This window comes from Yinghuangia sp. YIM S10712 (assembly GCF_051388935.1).
Taxonomy (GTDB): domain Bacteria; phylum Actinomycetota; class Actinomycetes; order Streptomycetales; family Streptomycetaceae; genus Yinghuangia.
Genome location: NZ_JBPKBI010000003.1, coordinates 143,704 through 157,559 on the forward strand (window position 1 = coordinate 143,704; position 13,856 = coordinate 157,559).

15 protein-coding genes and 2 tRNA genes are annotated in these 13,856 nt (G+C 68.9%); 10 read left to right on the forward strand and 7 right to left on the reverse strand.

Annotated features, from left to right (window positions below; translation table 11 throughout):
- Positions 1 to 46: 46 nt before the first annotated feature.
- From ACRX5W_RS10020 to mscL, 5 genes are all read left to right on the forward strand, one after another.
- Entirely contained in the window at positions 47 to 1,537 is a 1,491-nt protein-coding gene (locus ACRX5W_RS10020) for a potassium/proton antiporter (RefSeq protein ID WP_436787660.1), read from the forward strand.
- A 329-nt stretch (positions 1,538 to 1,866) separates the two neighbouring features.
- Positions 1,867 to 2,211, forward strand: a complete 345-nt coding sequence (locus ACRX5W_RS10025; RefSeq protein WP_436787661.1) for an FmdB family zinc ribbon protein — start codon at positions 1,867 to 1,869, stop codon at positions 2,209 to 2,211.
- Between the two features lie 34 nt (positions 2,212 to 2,245).
- Positions 2,246 to 3,088 carry an S-methyl-5'-thioadenosine phosphorylase gene (locus ACRX5W_RS10030; protein ID WP_436787662.1) on the forward strand — a complete coding sequence of 281 codons (843 nt, stop codon included), beginning with the start codon at positions 2,246 to 2,248 and terminating at the stop codon, positions 3,086 to 3,088.
- 628 nt (positions 3,089 to 3,716) lie between these two features.
- A complete protein-coding gene (locus ACRX5W_RS10035; protein WP_436787663.1) occupies positions 3,717 to 4,277 on the forward strand; it encodes an SAF domain-containing protein in 561 nt (186 codons plus the stop codon).
- Between the two features lie 192 nt (positions 4,278 to 4,469).
- Positions 4,470 to 5,018 carry a large conductance mechanosensitive channel protein MscL gene (mscL, locus tag ACRX5W_RS10040; RefSeq protein ID WP_436787664.1) on the forward strand — a complete coding sequence of 183 codons (549 nt, stop codon included), beginning with the start codon at positions 4,470 to 4,472 and terminating at the stop codon, positions 5,016 to 5,018.
- 129 nt (positions 5,019 to 5,147) lie between these two features.
- Here mscL and ACRX5W_RS10045 read toward each other — a convergent pair whose 3' ends face one another.
- Complete coding sequence (locus ACRX5W_RS10045; RefSeq protein ID WP_436787665.1) at positions 5,148 to 5,390, reverse strand: hypothetical protein; 243 nt, start codon at positions 5,388 to 5,390, stop codon at positions 5,148 to 5,150.
- 277 nt (positions 5,391 to 5,667) lie between these two features.
- The gene (locus ACRX5W_RS10050; RefSeq protein WP_436787666.1) at positions 5,668 to 6,642 is read right to left on the reverse strand and encodes a sigma-70 family RNA polymerase sigma factor; all 975 of its coding nucleotides are present in this window, start codon (positions 6,640 to 6,642) and stop codon (positions 5,668 to 5,670) included.
- Between the two features lie 210 nt (positions 6,643 to 6,852).
- Between ACRX5W_RS10050 and ACRX5W_RS10055 the strand changes: the two genes are divergently transcribed.
- Positions 6,853 to 6,925, forward strand: a tRNA-Arg gene (locus ACRX5W_RS10055).
- A 236-nt stretch (positions 6,926 to 7,161) separates the two neighbouring features.
- Here ACRX5W_RS10055 and ACRX5W_RS10060 read toward each other — a convergent pair.
- Complete coding sequence (locus tag ACRX5W_RS10060; RefSeq protein ID WP_436787667.1) at positions 7,162 to 7,422, reverse strand: DUF1876 domain-containing protein; 261 nt, start codon at positions 7,420 to 7,422, stop codon at positions 7,162 to 7,164.
- A gap of 218 nt (positions 7,423 to 7,640) precedes the next feature.
- On the opposite strand from ACRX5W_RS10060, the gene ACRX5W_RS10065 reads away from it, so the two are divergent.
- Entirely contained in the window at positions 7,641 to 8,144 is a 504-nt protein-coding gene (locus ACRX5W_RS10065) for a Rieske (2Fe-2S) protein (RefSeq protein ID WP_436787668.1), read from the forward strand.
- 122 nt (positions 8,145 to 8,266) lie between these two features.
- On the opposite strand, the gene ACRX5W_RS10070 is transcribed toward ACRX5W_RS10065, so the two are convergent.
- On the reverse strand, positions 8,267 to 8,968 hold the full coding sequence (locus ACRX5W_RS10070; RefSeq protein ID WP_436787669.1) for a restriction endonuclease: 702 nt from the start codon (positions 8,966 to 8,968) through the stop codon (positions 8,267 to 8,269).
- 231 nt (positions 8,969 to 9,199) lie between these two features.
- On the opposite strand from ACRX5W_RS10070, the gene ACRX5W_RS10075 reads away from it, so the two are divergent.
- Positions 9,200 to 9,271 (forward strand) — tRNA-Val (locus tag ACRX5W_RS10075).
- 113 nt (positions 9,272 to 9,384) lie between these two features.
- Here the strand turns inward: ACRX5W_RS10075 and ACRX5W_RS10080 are convergent.
- Positions 9,385 to 9,966 (reverse strand): putative glycolipid-binding domain-containing protein, encoded by a 582-nt coding sequence (locus ACRX5W_RS10080; protein WP_436787670.1) that lies wholly within the window; start codon positions 9,964 to 9,966, stop codon positions 9,385 to 9,387.
- Positions 9,967 to 10,170: 204 nt separating this feature from the next.
- On the opposite strand from ACRX5W_RS10080, the gene ACRX5W_RS10085 reads away from it, so the two are divergent.
- Both ACRX5W_RS10085 and ACRX5W_RS10090 read left to right on the forward strand, forming a co-directional pair.
- Complete coding sequence (locus ACRX5W_RS10085) at positions 10,171 to 11,373, forward strand: cytochrome P450 (protein ID WP_436787671.1); 1,203 nt, start codon at positions 10,171 to 10,173, stop codon at positions 11,371 to 11,373.
- Positions 11,374 to 11,471: 98 nt separating this feature from the next.
- Entirely contained in the window at positions 11,472 to 12,635 is a 1,164-nt protein-coding gene (locus tag ACRX5W_RS10090) for a CaiB/BaiF CoA transferase family protein (protein ID WP_436787672.1), read from the forward strand.
- A 44-nt stretch (positions 12,636 to 12,679) separates the two neighbouring features.
- Here the strand turns inward: ACRX5W_RS10090 and ACRX5W_RS10095 are convergent, their stop codons facing one another.
- On the reverse strand, positions 12,680 to 12,865 hold the full coding sequence (locus ACRX5W_RS10095; RefSeq protein ID WP_436787673.1) for a DUF397 domain-containing protein: 186 nt from the start codon (positions 12,863 to 12,865) through the stop codon (positions 12,680 to 12,682).
- The gene (locus tag ACRX5W_RS10100; RefSeq protein WP_436787674.1) at positions 12,862 to 13,704 is read right to left on the reverse strand and encodes a helix-turn-helix domain-containing protein; all 843 of its coding nucleotides are present in this window, start codon (positions 13,702 to 13,704) and stop codon (positions 12,862 to 12,864) included. Before ACRX5W_RS10100 ends, ACRX5W_RS10095 begins: the two co-directional genes overlap by 4 nt.
- Between the last annotated feature and the right edge of the window lie 152 nt (positions 13,705 to 13,856).

The window sequence follows — 13,856 nt, forward strand, 5'->3', positions numbered from 1 at the left end:
CCGATCGTCGAGGTGGCCGGACCGACGACCACCGGAGGTGCCGTTCGTGACCGTGGACGAGTTGAACAACGTTCTCGCCCTCGGTGCACTGGTTCTTCTGGTCGCCGTGGTCGCGGTGCGCCTCGCGACCCGAACCGGCATGCCCAGCCTGCTGATCTACCTCGGCCTCGGCATGCTGATCGGCGGCGAGGGCTTCGGCATCAACTACAACAACGCGGAGCTGACCCAGACGCTCAGCTACGCGGCACTCGTGCTGATCCTGACCGAGGGCGGCATCAGCACCAACTGGCAGCAGATCAAACCCGCGGTGCCGGCCGCCGCGATGCTGTCGACCGTCGGCGTCGGGGTGAGCGTCGGAATCGTCGCGTGCACCGCGAAGTTCGTGCTCGACATCAACTGGACGACGGCGATCCTGATGGGCGCGATCGTCTCCTCGACGGACGCCGCGGCGGTTTTCTCGGTGCTGCGCACGCTCCCGCTGCCGAAGCGGCTCACCGGGATGCTGGAGGCCGAATCAGGCTTCAACGACGCGCCGGTGGTCATCCTCGTCGTGACGTTCGCGCACTCCGGATCGCACCCCTGGCACATCGTGGTCGGCGAGATCGTCCTCGAACTCGCGATCGGCGCCGCCATCGGGCTGGTACTGGGCAAGATCGGCTCCTGGGGCCTGCGGCACATCGCACTTCCCGCGTCCGGCCTGTATCCGATCGCGGTCATCACCTTGTGCGTTCTCGCATACGCCACGGGTGCGCTGGCCCACGGCAGCGGCTTCCTCGCGTGCTATCTCGCGGCGCTGGTCCTCGGCAACGCGGCGCTGCCGCACAAGGCGGCGACGCGCGGCTTCGCGAAAGGCGTCGGCTGGATCGCGCAAATCGGACTCTTCGTACTGCTCGGCCTGCTGGTCAATCCACACGAACTGGGCGGTGCCGTGGTTCCGGCGCTCGCCATCGGCACGGTGCTGCTGCTGCTCGCCCGGCCGCTGTCGGTCGTCACGTCGACGTTGCCCTTCCGGGTGCCGTGGCGCGAGCAGGTCATTCTGTCGTGGGCCGGTCTGCGCGGAGCCGTGCCGATCGTGCTGGCGACCATTCCGATCGTGGAAGGCGTGGCCGACGCCAAACGGCTGTTCAACATCACGTTCGTCCTCGTCGTCGTGTTCACCCTGCTCCAAGGGCCGACGCTGCCGTGGATCGCGCGGCACGTCGGCTTCGGCGGGAAACCGCAGACCGAAGACCTCGGCGTCGAGGCGGCGCCACTCGAACGGCTGCGCGGGCACCTGCTGTCGGTGCACGTGCCGCACGGGTCCCGCATACACGGGGTGGAGGTCAGCGAGCTGCGCCTGCCGAAGGGCGCCGCGGTGACGCTGGTCGTGCGGGGCGAGGAGGACAGCTTCGTCCCCGGCCCGTCGACGATGCTCCAGCACGGTGACGAGCTGCTGGTCGTGACGACGGAATCGGTGCGGGACGCGGCGGAACGGCGGCTGCGGGCGGTCAGCCGGGGCGGCAAGCTCGCGGGTTGGTTCGGGGAGCACGGGCGCTAGGTGTTCTGTCCGCTGGATCTCTCCGGGCCCGCGCCCTTGCGATCGCACGCACCACACCACACGTGCCGGCCCGATGAGATCCACCACGCGGGCATCAGGTGTGTCTCGGCCGCGCGGTCGTGGCGGATGGATTCCGGCCGTGTCGGTGTTCTACCGACGTTCGCCGCATCGGCCGATCACGCGGCCGTCGGTGCGTTTTCACGGCCTCCGGACGGCGGACACCGGTGCCCGCGAAGCGGACGTCGGTGGACGTAGCCCCGCCGATGCTGCACCATTGGCACTCGGCAGGTGAGAGTGCCAACACCTGTCTTGCGAAGGAGGACCTGACCGTGCCGACGTACCAGTACCAGTGCACTGCCTGCGGCGAGGGCCTGGAGGCCGTGCAGAAGTTCACGGACGACGCGCTCACCGAGTGCCCGGCCTGCCAGGGGCGGCTGCGCAAGGTGTTCTCCGCCGTGGGCGTGGTGTTCAAGGGCTCCGGCTTCTACCGCACCGACAGCCGCGGCGGATCCAGTTCGTCGTCCGCCCCGGCGGCATCCAACGGGAACGGCTCGTCGTCGTCCGACTCGTCTTCGTCGTCATCGTCGACTTCCTCGTCGTCCTCGTCGTCCTCGTCCTCGGACGGGAAGTCGTCTTCGGCGAAGCCGGCGACCACGACCACCGCCGCTTCCTGACGCGGCCGGTGTCGACGTGGCGGATGTGACCGACGTGACCGAGGCAGTCGCTCCCGCTCCCGGGAGCGTGCTGCCCGACGGCGTGGCCCCGGCCGAGATCGGTGTGATCGGCGGCTCCGGGTTCTACGCGTTCCTGGACGACGTCACCGAAGTGCGGCTGGAGACGCCATACGGCGAGCCCAGCGACGCGTTGTTCTTCGGCGTGGTCGGCGGTCGGCGCGTGGCCTTTCTGCCCAGGCACGGACGCGACCACGCGATTCCGCCCCATCGGATCAACTACCGCGCCAACCTGTGGGCGCTGCGGGCGGCCGGGGCGAGCCAGGTCCTGGCCCCCTGCGCGGTGGGCGGGCTGCGCCCCGATTTGGGCCCGGGAACGCTCGTGGTCCCCGACCAGCTCGTCGACCGCACGTCGGGGCGCGTCCAGACCTACTTCCACGAGGCACCCGCGCCGGTGGTGCACACGTCGTTCGCGGACCCTTACTGTCCGGCAGGCCGCGCGGTCGTCTCCTCGTGCGCGCGTTCGGCCGACTGGGCGCCGGTGGACGACGGGACGCTCGTGGTGATCGAGGGCCCGCGCTTCTCGACGCGCGCCGAGTCGCGGTGGTACAGCGCACAGGGCTGGTCGATCGTCGGCATGACCGGCCACCCCGAAGCCGTGCTGGCACGTGAGCTGGGCTTGTGCTTCACCGCCATCGCGCTGGTCACCGACCTGGACGCGGGTGTCGAGTCCGGCGACGGCGTGACGCATGCCGAGGTGCTCGAAGTCTTCGCGAAGAACGTCGGGCGCCTGCGGACGCTGCTGTTCGACGTGGTCGCGGCGATGCCGGTCAAGCGGTCGTGCGCGTGCGGCGGCGACGAGGCGGTACGGCCGCATTGAGGAGCGGGACCGCGGCCCTCCCGGCCCGCAGGTCGTCCCCCGTCTTCTCTCGGCTTCGCTCGGTTCGCCCGCTGGGCGGCGGCAGACACGGTTCGTCGAGCCGTTGCCGCGCAAAGCCCGCGTGCCTGCGGCCAACCGTCGCCGCCCGGCGAGGCCCCGGGCGTTGAACGCCTGATCGGGATGTGTGCCCTGTGTGGCCGGACACGTTCGTGTCCGACGCCGCACAGGGCTTTTGTGTGCCCGAGAAATCTCCGAATCCGCTCTGTAATCACAATTGCGGGCGTGGCGCAATCACTCGCGGGAGTGACATGGTTTTCCACAATCCGGCCTTTTCCACAGTTGCGAGGAGCGGGCACCTCCGAACCACTGGCGTGACCCAGGGTGGAACCACGAAACGTCGCCGCTCTGCGCGTTTCGCCGCCGAAGGCATTCCGGAGTCGCCGTGTTCCACACCAGCAAATCCCCCGTCCCTGCCCTGTCCGGCACGTCGTCCGTGTGGTCTGCGTCGCGAGATGCGACCGGGCCGACTGCTCTGACACCTCGTCAAAAAGCACGGATTGCAAGCCTCTTCCTGGCTCGTCACCGCCGCCTTCTCGCCGCCCTTGCCACAGCCGGCGCGCTCGCCTGCGTGCTTGTCACACTCCGCCCGGCTCCACCGCCCACCGTGCCGGTGCTCGTCGCGGTTCGCGACCTCGACACCGGCGCCGTGCCCGGACCGCAGGACGTACGGGTCGCACGGTATCCGCCGGGCAACGCGCCGCAGCACGTGCTGCGCCGGCACACCGACATGCAGGGACGTGCCTTGGCGGCGGCCGTGCGGCGCGGCGAACCGATCACCGATGTCCGGCTCGTGGGGCCGCAGTTGCGGGGGGAGCCCGGCGGCGTCGCACTGCCCGTGCGGTTCGCGGATGCCGACGCCGCACGCCTGCTGCGTCCCGGGGACCGCGTCGACGTGCTCGCCGGTCCTGTCGCTGACGAGGTGTCAAGCGCGGTCGGTGGCACGCGAGTCGGTCCGGCTCCGGCCCGGGTTGTCGCGCGCGGCGCCACCGTCCTCGCGCGACCCGCCGATGAACAGGGGCGCGACGGTGGGCTGTTGATCCTGTCGGTGCCGCCCGATGTCGCAGCGGCCATCGCGGGTGCCGCGACAACTTCCCCGTTGACGTACACCTTGCGCGGCGCTCCGAAATGACGCCGGTTGCGGCAGGCGCCGACGAAAGCCAGAATCCCTCGGGTTGTTCCGCATGAGAGCACCGCGATATCCGCCCGAGTAACCCGCTCATCGAATTCTCGGAACGGGCGGCGACCACGTGTTCCTACCACGAACACGACGCGGCGAGACGGAACAGCGGTTCGAGACCACACTTGACGGAGGGGACCACCGATGGGTGGCTTCAAAAAATTCCTGCTGCGCGGCAATGTCATCGACCTGGCCGTGGCCGTGGTCATCGGTGCCGCGTTCACCGCCTTGGTCAACGCGTTCGTCCGCGGCATGATCAACCCGCTGGTCGGCACCATCGGCACCAAGAACCTCGACGCCTACAAGACCTGCGTCAAGGGGCCCTGCGCCACCGACGCCGCCGGCAACGTCACGGAGGGCGTCTTCATCCTCTGGGGCTCCGTGCTCGGGGCGCTGCTGACATTCGTGATCACCGCGGCCGTTGTGTACTTCATCTTCGTGCTGCCCGTGAACCACCTCCTGGAGCGCCGCGCCCGAGCACTGGGGCAGGCGCGCAAGGAGAAGCTGACCGACAACGAACTCCTCACACAGATCCGCGACCTGCTGGCGAAGCAGGCCGGGGCCGGGGGCGACGGTCGCGCGGACGGAGACGGAGACGGAAGCACGGGCGGCACGCCGGGGCCCGGTGGACGCGGGGGTTCGAGCGGCACGGCAACCCCGGGAGCCTCAGGCGGCGCACGACGGGTCGACTGAGCGACGGCCCGTTCGGTGGGCCGAACAAGTCAAGAAGGTGCGTCGCCGAGGGCGCTGTGCACGACGTGCGGCGCCGTCTTGTGCGGCGGCTCACCGAAGGTACCCGGTGCACTGCACCGGCCCTCGAACTCACAGATGGTGCGGCGGCTTCTCGTCCAGAAAACGCCGCAGGTCGGCGTCCTCCGAGGCATCGGCTCCGTATCGCTCGTCACCCCAGCCGGGGCCTCGTTCGTCGCCGGTCGCGTCCGGCAACAGCTCGCGGCCGTCCCAGCCGAACGCGTCCGATCGGCGCACGGCGCGACTCGGCGGGGTCGGCGGGGTCGGCGCTCCCTCCGCTGCGGTGCCCTCGGCGGATTCGTCGCGTTCTGCCATGTCTGCTCAGCCTTTGCTTTTCCGTCGCATCGCCGCGACGGCGGCGCGAAGCGGGTGGTGGTCGCGGGGGCCTCTTCTCTGCTCCCGAGACCTGCTCGTCGGCCGCAGCCTACGGCCGACGGTCTCGGTGGCCGGCAGCCGCCGACACCGACGGCCAACCACCCCGAACACACCGCGACCCCGGGTAGGCCCCCTGCCCGTCCCGGGGTCGTGCGTCGTGGTGGGCGTCGCCACAAGCGACTCAGTTGTCACCGGCTGTGCTCGCCTCGGCGGCGGTTCAGGCGGCCAAGCCCTGCTCCGCGGCAAGGTGACGCAGTTCGAGCAGTGCCTGCTTCTCGATCTGGCGGATCCGCTCCCGGGTGAGGCCGAGCTGCTTCCCGACTTCGGTGAGCGTGTGCTGCTTGCCGTCGAGCATGCCGTACCTCGCACGCAGGATCGTGGCGGTACGACCGTCCAGACGGCCCACAAGATCCGCTATCTGTCGGCGCTCCATCTCGGCGAGTGCGACGTCCTCCGGTGTGACCGGGTCGGTCTCCTGCACCAACTCGCCCAGCTCCGTCTCGCCGTCGTCGCCCACCGGGCTGTCGAGGCTGATCGGATCCCGCGCCCAGCCGAGCACATCCGCGACGCGCTCCGGCGTCGTGCCGAGGATCTCGGCGATCTCCGGGAAGTCCGGCTCGTGTCCGTGATCGCGGGCGAACTCGCGTTGCACACGACGGATCTTGCCCAGTTCCTCGACCAAGTGGACCGGCAGACGCACCGTGCGTGCCTGGTCGGCCATGGCCCGCGTGATGGCCTGACGGATCCACCACGTCGCGTACGTCGAGAACTTGAAGCCCTTCAGGTAGTCGAACTTCTCGACCGCCCGCACCAAGCCGACGTTGCCTTCCTGGACGAGGTCCAGGAACGGCATGCCGCTGCGCGGGTACCGTCGGGCGACGGACACCACCAAGCGCAGGTTTGCCCGAATGAACTCGTCCTTGGCCCGCTCCCCCTCGGCGACCAGCGCCCGCAGCTCGTCCTCGGCGACGCCGTCCGGCAACTTGCCTTCCGCCAGAAGGTGCTCGGCGAAGAGTCCGGCCTCGATGGCCTGCGACAACTCCACCTCGCGCGCGGCGTCGAGGAGCTGCGTGCGGCTGATCTCGTCGAGGTACACACCGACCGTGTCGCGCTCCGCATCCGCGGCTTTCCGCGTACGCGAGGCGGCGACCCGATCGGCTCCCTGACGGGCAACGCCCCGTGTCGTCGGCATGCTGTGGCCCTCGCTTTCCTTCGCGTTCGTCGTAATTTGCCCAACAAGCGAGGGTCCTGTGGTATTCCGTCCACAGGTGTACTCTCGAAAGGTTGGCGCCGCCCACCCGAAACCTCGGCGCGGCCGCAGCCCCGTACCCGGTAAGCTGACGACCGACCGCCGCCACGGCGATCACTGACCGGGTAACGGCTGAGCGCCTCCCGGTGTTCCGCCTCAGTAGCTCAGGGGATAGAGCACCGCTCTCCTAAAGCGGGTGTCGCAGGTTCGAATCCTGCCTGGGGCACACGAGTGCGACCAGCGATCGCGCCCTCGGACCTGGGATCTCTCCCGGGTCCGGGTCGGCTGTATGGCGGTCTTCGAAGGCCCTGCACCCTCGTCTTGTCGCCGCGCGCTTCCGTTGAAACGCCTTGTCTTCGGTGGGCTACCCGGGATTCGCCGAGTCACGACTGCCGCAGGAAAAGACCGCGAAGGGCCGTTGCGGCGGAGGCTTCGCGGTCTTGGTTCGGCGGAGGGGCGACGTCAGGGCGTCGCGCTGGTCTTGTCTTCGCGGAGTTCCTTTTCGGCCTTCTCCATGAGTTGGCCGGCGAGGTCGTTGAGGGCTCGGGCGCCGGCGACTTCCTCGCCTACGCGGAGCTGCGGGGCGTCGGAGCGGTGCCGGCGGCAGGAGCCGTGGCCTCTGATCTCGGTGCCGTCCGACAGACGTACCAGTGCGACTGCTCTGGTCCGGTCGCCTTCTTCCTGGAATTCCGTCTCGATGTGCCATCCGACGAGCGTGTGCACGGCAGCCACCTCCCAAGGGCCTTCTTTTCCAGACTGCGCCGGATGGGTGACGCCTGCCAGTCCGCGGGCGGGCGCACGCCTCAAGCGAGCACGATGTTCACCGGTGTCTTTCAACCGGCCGTCGGTGCGTTGAACCCGGCCGTCGTTGCCATACGTGTGGAGGGCATGCGCGGCCACGGCATCGTGGGCGTGCCCCGACGAGTCCCTTAGGGGGAACTGTGGAGACCGACATCGCGAATGTGGCCCGCCGGAAGGTGCTCGCTGTTTCCGCCGCGGCGGTGGGCGCGGTCGCGTTGACCGCGTGCGGCAGCGACGACAAGGACAGTTCGTCGTCGACGGCAGAGGCCGCCGGCGAGCAGACGGCGGGACAGCAGCCGAGCGGTCCGGCGGAGAGTCCGGCCGGGAACGGCGGTGCGGGCGGAGGGGCCGCCGGGAAGCCCCTCGCGAAGACCTCGGAGATCCCGGTCGGCGGCGGCAAGGTGTTCGGCAGCGAGAAGGTCGTCGTCACGCAGCCGACCGCCGGGACGTTCAAGGCGTTCAGCGCGACGTGTACGCACCAGGGCTGCCTCGTGTCCGAGGTTGCCGACGGCAACATCGACTGCAAGTGCCACGGCAGCATGTTCTCGGTGACGGACGGCTCGGTCACGAAGGGCCCGGCCACGCGGGCGCTGCCCGAGAAGCAGATCGCGACGTCGGGCGACCAGATCTCCCTGCTCGGCTGAGGCCGGTACCGGTTCGGGCCCTGGTGACGGTCGGTGGCCGGCCCCCACCACTGACGACGATCGCCGTGCGGCGGCGCGCGTACGACGGGTTCTGCCTGCCGTACGGCGCCGCCCCGGCGGTGTCATCGCCGAGGCGGGCCGGTCGCCGTCATCGCGATGATGGAGTTGAGCGGGGTGCCGGTCATCCACAGGCCGAGCAGGTCACGATCGATCGCGACGATGCGCTGGCTGTGTGCGAGGTCGCGGGCCGGCGCGGTGAACCGGCAGCTCGCCACCAGCATCGCCACGTCTGCGTGGTGGACGGGCCGTGCGGTGCCGACGAAACGCTGCATGTCGGGGCTGCCGACGCTGCGGTCCGGCGCGTAGCGCTTGCACTGGACGACCAGCGACCTGCCGTCGGGCAGACACCCGGTCACGTCCGCTCCGAGGTCGCCCGCACCGCCGTTGACCTGCACGCGCGTGCAGCCGTCGCGCAGGCAGAGAGCGGCGACGTGGTGTTCGAACGCCGTGCCGTCCATCGCGTCGACGGCGGTCAGCGATCGCGTGATGCGTCGGCGCCGGTTCGCGTTGGTACGGCGGTGCGGCCGGAATCCGCTGCGAACTCCGTTTGCCAGCCAGCGCGTTCCCAGAATCACGATGAGCAGGAACGCGGCTGCCGCGACGATGCCGGCGAGTGCGTCCCACGCACGCAGGTAGCCGGCGATGCCCCCCGCGATGCAGAACGCGGCGGTGGCGTAGGTGTAGAAGCGCGCGAGTGTGCGTCGGGTGCGGGAGGACGGACGCGACGGTGGTCTTCGGGTGGGACGCCGACGCTGCTGCGGCACGCGACGGGGACGTCGGGGCGTCCGAGTCCTGCTTCTCGCGCTTCGTACCGGCCGTCGTGCCGCGCTCACCGCCCCGCTCCCCCGCTTCTCTCGACCAAGGTCCGTCTGCCGGACACCGCCTGACGGTACCTCAGCAGGCCGACGGCCATTCGTGGGCGTACGCGGGGAATTTGATCGGGCCATACCTGGTTGCGGCCGGCCGACGTCTTCGGCGTATCCTTGACCCGACCCGGGCGATTAGCTCAGCGGGAGAGCACTTCGTTCACACCGAAGGGGTCACTGGTTCGATCCCAGTATCGCCCACGCGGATCACGGGCCCGGTTCGTCGTTGTCTTCGGACCGGGCCCTTTCCCATGCGATGCCCGGGTTCCTTGCGAAAGTCCGGGCCAGATGCGGCCGAAGCGCCTCCCCGGCGGCTATGCGCGACGGACGGCCAGGCCCGGGTACTCCACGACGAACCCGGAATCGTCGTACACCAGGCGGGCGGTGAAGTCGAAGGCCGGCGCGGTGTAGTCGTGGCACTGGCCTTCTGCGCTGTCGGTCAGCCGGCTGTAGGTCTGCCCCAAGCGGTCGACGCCGAGGTCGGCCGCTCGGACATAGACCGCCGGCACGTCTGCCGTCTGCCCGACCGCGAGGCCAAGCCGGTGCACGGGCAGCGCGTTCGTCATCGCCGATGACTCCAGGTCGATGTCGAGGCAGCCGTCTAGTTCGGGAACGCGTCGGCCGTCGACCAGCCACCGCCCCTCCCCGACTTGCCGAACCGTGAGAGCGGTCGAGCCCTCGTCGAGTGGACGGGACACCCGGGCTCGGCGCGTGCGCCACTGATCATCCACGTCGATCGCGTAGTCGACGGCCCAGGGGCGTTCGTCCTCAACCGCGGTTGTGGCACCCCGCAATCTCCACCCGTCGCCGAGGCGGACGATGGTGACCACCTCGAACCCGGTTCGGGCATCGCAGTGCTGCCAGGCGGCTGTTGCCGGGGGGCTCGCGAACGACACGCGGCCATCATGGCATTCGGTGACAGCCGGGACCGGACAGATGGCGGTATCCGGCCGGCGCACACCGGCGACCGTGGCGTCCGTCCGACCGAGGCAGCCACGCAGAGTGTTGTGGAGCTTGCGGTGCGGATCCTTCGCGCGGGGCGTCTGGGGTGCTTGTCTTTGTCTGGTATCTCGCGGCGAATCGTGCTTCCGTACGTCAGCATGGACGCCACCGCTTCCCGCCGGATTCGGCCCCCGCTCGATCTCCTCGACGGCGAGTTCTATGCGCGTGACCCGTACCCGGTGTTCGCGTGGTTCCGCGACAACGAGCCGGTCGCCTGGGACGAGACCAACGAGCTGTGGGGCATATTCCGTTACGCGGACCTCCGCGAAGTCGAGGCGCGCAACGAGGACTTCATCAGCTCCGACCGCAACAAAGGCGGTTACCGCCCGAATCTGCCGGCGGATCCGGCGATCATCGGGCTCGACAATCCCCTGCACAATCAGCGTCGCAGGCTGGTGAGCAAGTGGTTCACGCCGCGCGGCGTACGCGAATGGGAACGGCATGTGCGTGCGGTGGCTGTCGAGTTGCTTGACGCAGCGGTCGCGAAAGGGACGGTCGAGGTCGTCTCGGAGCTGGCCTCGGTGCTTCCCGCCCGGATGATCGGCCGTCTTCTCGGATTCCCCGATGAGCAATGGCCGTTGCTGCGCGACTGGTCGGAGCGCACGATCGCCCTCGGCGGCGGCCCGCGCTACATCACCGAGGACGGCAAGGCCGCCGCGGTGGAGTTCGCCGCGGCCGGGCTCACGTTGTACGAGGAGAAGAAGCGCTGCCCGGCCGACGACGTGATGACGACGTGGACGACGGCGGTCATCAACGGTGAGCCGGTCGGCGCGGCGGAGGTGGTGAGCGACTGTCTGCTGCTGCTCGACGGGGGCGCGGAGACGACGCGCACGGTCATCGCGCGGACGTTCCTCAACCTCATCGCGCACCCGGAGCAGTGGGACCGGCTCGAACAAGGTGCCGATCTGGCCGTGGCGACCGAAGAGTTCATCCGCTACGTCACGCCGATCCACAACATGTGCCGCGTCGCGGTCGGTGATCAGCGCGTGGGGGACACGGTGGTTCCGGACGGGCATCAGGTCGTGCTCATGTACGGCTCGGCCAACCGGGATCCGCGCGTGTTCACCGATCCCGAGCGGTTCGACGTCACAAGGTCACCGAACGAACACATCACGTTCGGTTTCGGCACGCACTTCTGTCTCGGTGCGCCGCTGGCCCGCCTGGAGATACGAATCTTCTTCGAGGAGTTGTTGCGGCGCGTACGGGCGATCCGGCTCGCACCGGGCACCGAAGTCGTCGACATGCCCAACGCTTTCGTGCACGGAATCCGGGAGGCGTACGTCGAGCTGATACCGCGCTGACAGGCGGGTGGGGGCCGGTTTCCAGCCGGGTGTGGGAGCCTGCCGAGGGCGGTGCATGATGGGTTTTCCCTGATCCGCGTCACCCGAGGAGTCCCGCAATGCCGCCGTCGTCCGCCGCGCTCCCGCTGGCCGGGGTGACCGTCGTCGCCCTCGAACAAGCGGTCGCGGCGCCGTTCGCGACCCGGCAGCTGGCTGATCTCGGCGCCCGCGTCATCAAGGTCGAGCGCCCTGGTGAGGGTGACTTCGCACGGGCGTACGACAGCGTGGTGCACGGTCAGTCGAGCCATTTCGTGTGGCTCAACCGCAGCAAGGAGTCGATCGCCCTCGACCTGAAGGACGAGAAGGCGGGCGGCGACCGGGAGGTGCTGGATCGGCTTCTCGCGCGTGCGGACGTGTTCGTGCAAAACCTCGCGCCGGGCGCGGCGGACCGGCTCGGGTTGGGTGCGGAGGAGCTGACCGCGCGGTATCCGAAGCTGATCGTGTGCGGGATCTCCGGCTACGGGTCGGACGGGCCGTACCGGGACAAGAAGGCCTACGACCTGCTCGTGCAGTGCGAGACGGGCCTGCCGTCGATCACCGGCGGTCCGGACTCGCCAGCGAAGGCGGGGATCGCGGTGGCGGACATCGCGGCGGGGATGTACGCGTTCACGGGCGTGCTGACGGCGTTGTATGAGCGGCAAGTCACGGGCCGGGGCGGGCAGTTCGAGGTCTCGATGCTCGAAGCGCTCGGCGAGTGGATGGGATTCCCGTTCTACTGGACCGAGTACGGCGGTGTTCCCCCGGCCCGAAGTGGCGCCCGGCACGCGACGATTGCCCCGTACGGGCCCTTCGCGGCGGGCGACGGCGGCCAGGTCTTCCTGGCGATCCAGAACCAGCGCGAGTGGGGCCTGCTGTGCCGGGAGGTGTTGCAACGCCCGGAGATGGAGAAGGACCCGCGCTACGCGACCAACCCCGACCGCGTGGACAATCGGACCGAACTGGAAGCCGAAATTACCGCCGTCTTCGCTGACTTCACGGCCAACCAGGTCCTCGCCCGCGTGGACGACGCGGGAATCGCCAACGCCCTCCTCCGCGACCTGGCCGGCTTCGCCGACCACCCGCAGTTGAAGGCCCGCAACCGCTGGCGCGAAGTAGCCTCCCCCGGTGGCCCTTTGCGCGCACTGATCCCCCCGGTGACAGTCCCCGGCCGCGAACCGGCGATGGGCCCGATCCCGGAGGTCGACGAACATGGGGCGGCGATTCGGGCCGAGTTGGGGTTGTAGGGCGCGAGTTGGCTGGGGAGCACCCTGACTTGCGAAGACCCGGATTACCGCCGGTCGAGGGTCGCGCCAACGAGCGCAGACCACGAGGCGGAGGAGAAGGCGAGACGAGGCCCCTGCACGTTCTTCGAGTCGCGGACGCAGATGACCTGCGTATCGGAGGCGACCTCGACGCACTCGGGGCCGTCATTGCTGCTGTAGCTGCTCTTCACCCAATGCAACTCAGACGTCATGTCTCCGTCAGCAACCTCTCGATGAAAGCCCGCGACTCGTCAGGCGACAGGGCCTGTGCTCGGATGATCCCGTAGCGTGCTTCCAGGATGCGCACCTCATGACGATCAACGCTTACGCGGCTGGACAGCGCAGCTTCGGTGTGGACGAGTTTGGTCCCTGCCTGCGGCTCCAACACCAGCATCGGCCCTCCCATCCCCGCGTGATCGTACCGTTCGGTCGGCATGATCTGAATCTCCACGCTTCGCAACTCACCGATTTTTAGAAGCCTTTCGAGTTGTGCGCGCAAAACGTCCCGTCCACCGAGAGGCCGTCGCAGCGTCACTTCCTCCTGAACGAAGCTCAGCATGGGCGCGGGCCATCGCTTGAAGATCTCTTGGCGGGCCATACGCGCTGCGACTTGCCGTTCGATCGTGTCTTCATCCAAGACCGGGCGCCGCATCTGGAACAGCGCCCTCGCGTAGTCCTCGGTCTGGAGCAAGCCATGAATGTTGTGGTTGCTGTACGCGCCGATCTCGACCGCGTCGCTCTCCAACCTCGCCAAGTCCCGGACCTTCTTCGGGTACCGCGCCTTCGCCACATCCTCGACGAACGCCGCGAGCATCCCGCCCGCTCCCACAGCCTCGTCGGCCTGCTCCAGGAACTCCGGCTTCGGAATCCTCCGTCCGCGCTCGACCGACGACACTTGGTGCTCGCCGTACCCGATCGCCGCGCCAAGCTCAGCCCGCGTCAATCCCGCGCGTTCGCGCCAGAGTTTGATCTGCTTGCCCACCGTCCGAACGATCTCGGACACGTCCTCGTCCCACTCCTGCACTTCGGCGTCGTCCCCGTTCGTCGCCATGCGGTCCTCCCCGAGTCAGTGTCCTGAAAGCAACGGCCTGCGTTGGCAGGGAGTCACGGAGTACAGGCGGTACAGCCCCTCGATATCGCCGGACAAGTCACTGTCTGTACGCCATCATCCCCTGCACAGACTAAACACAGACGAACACACTG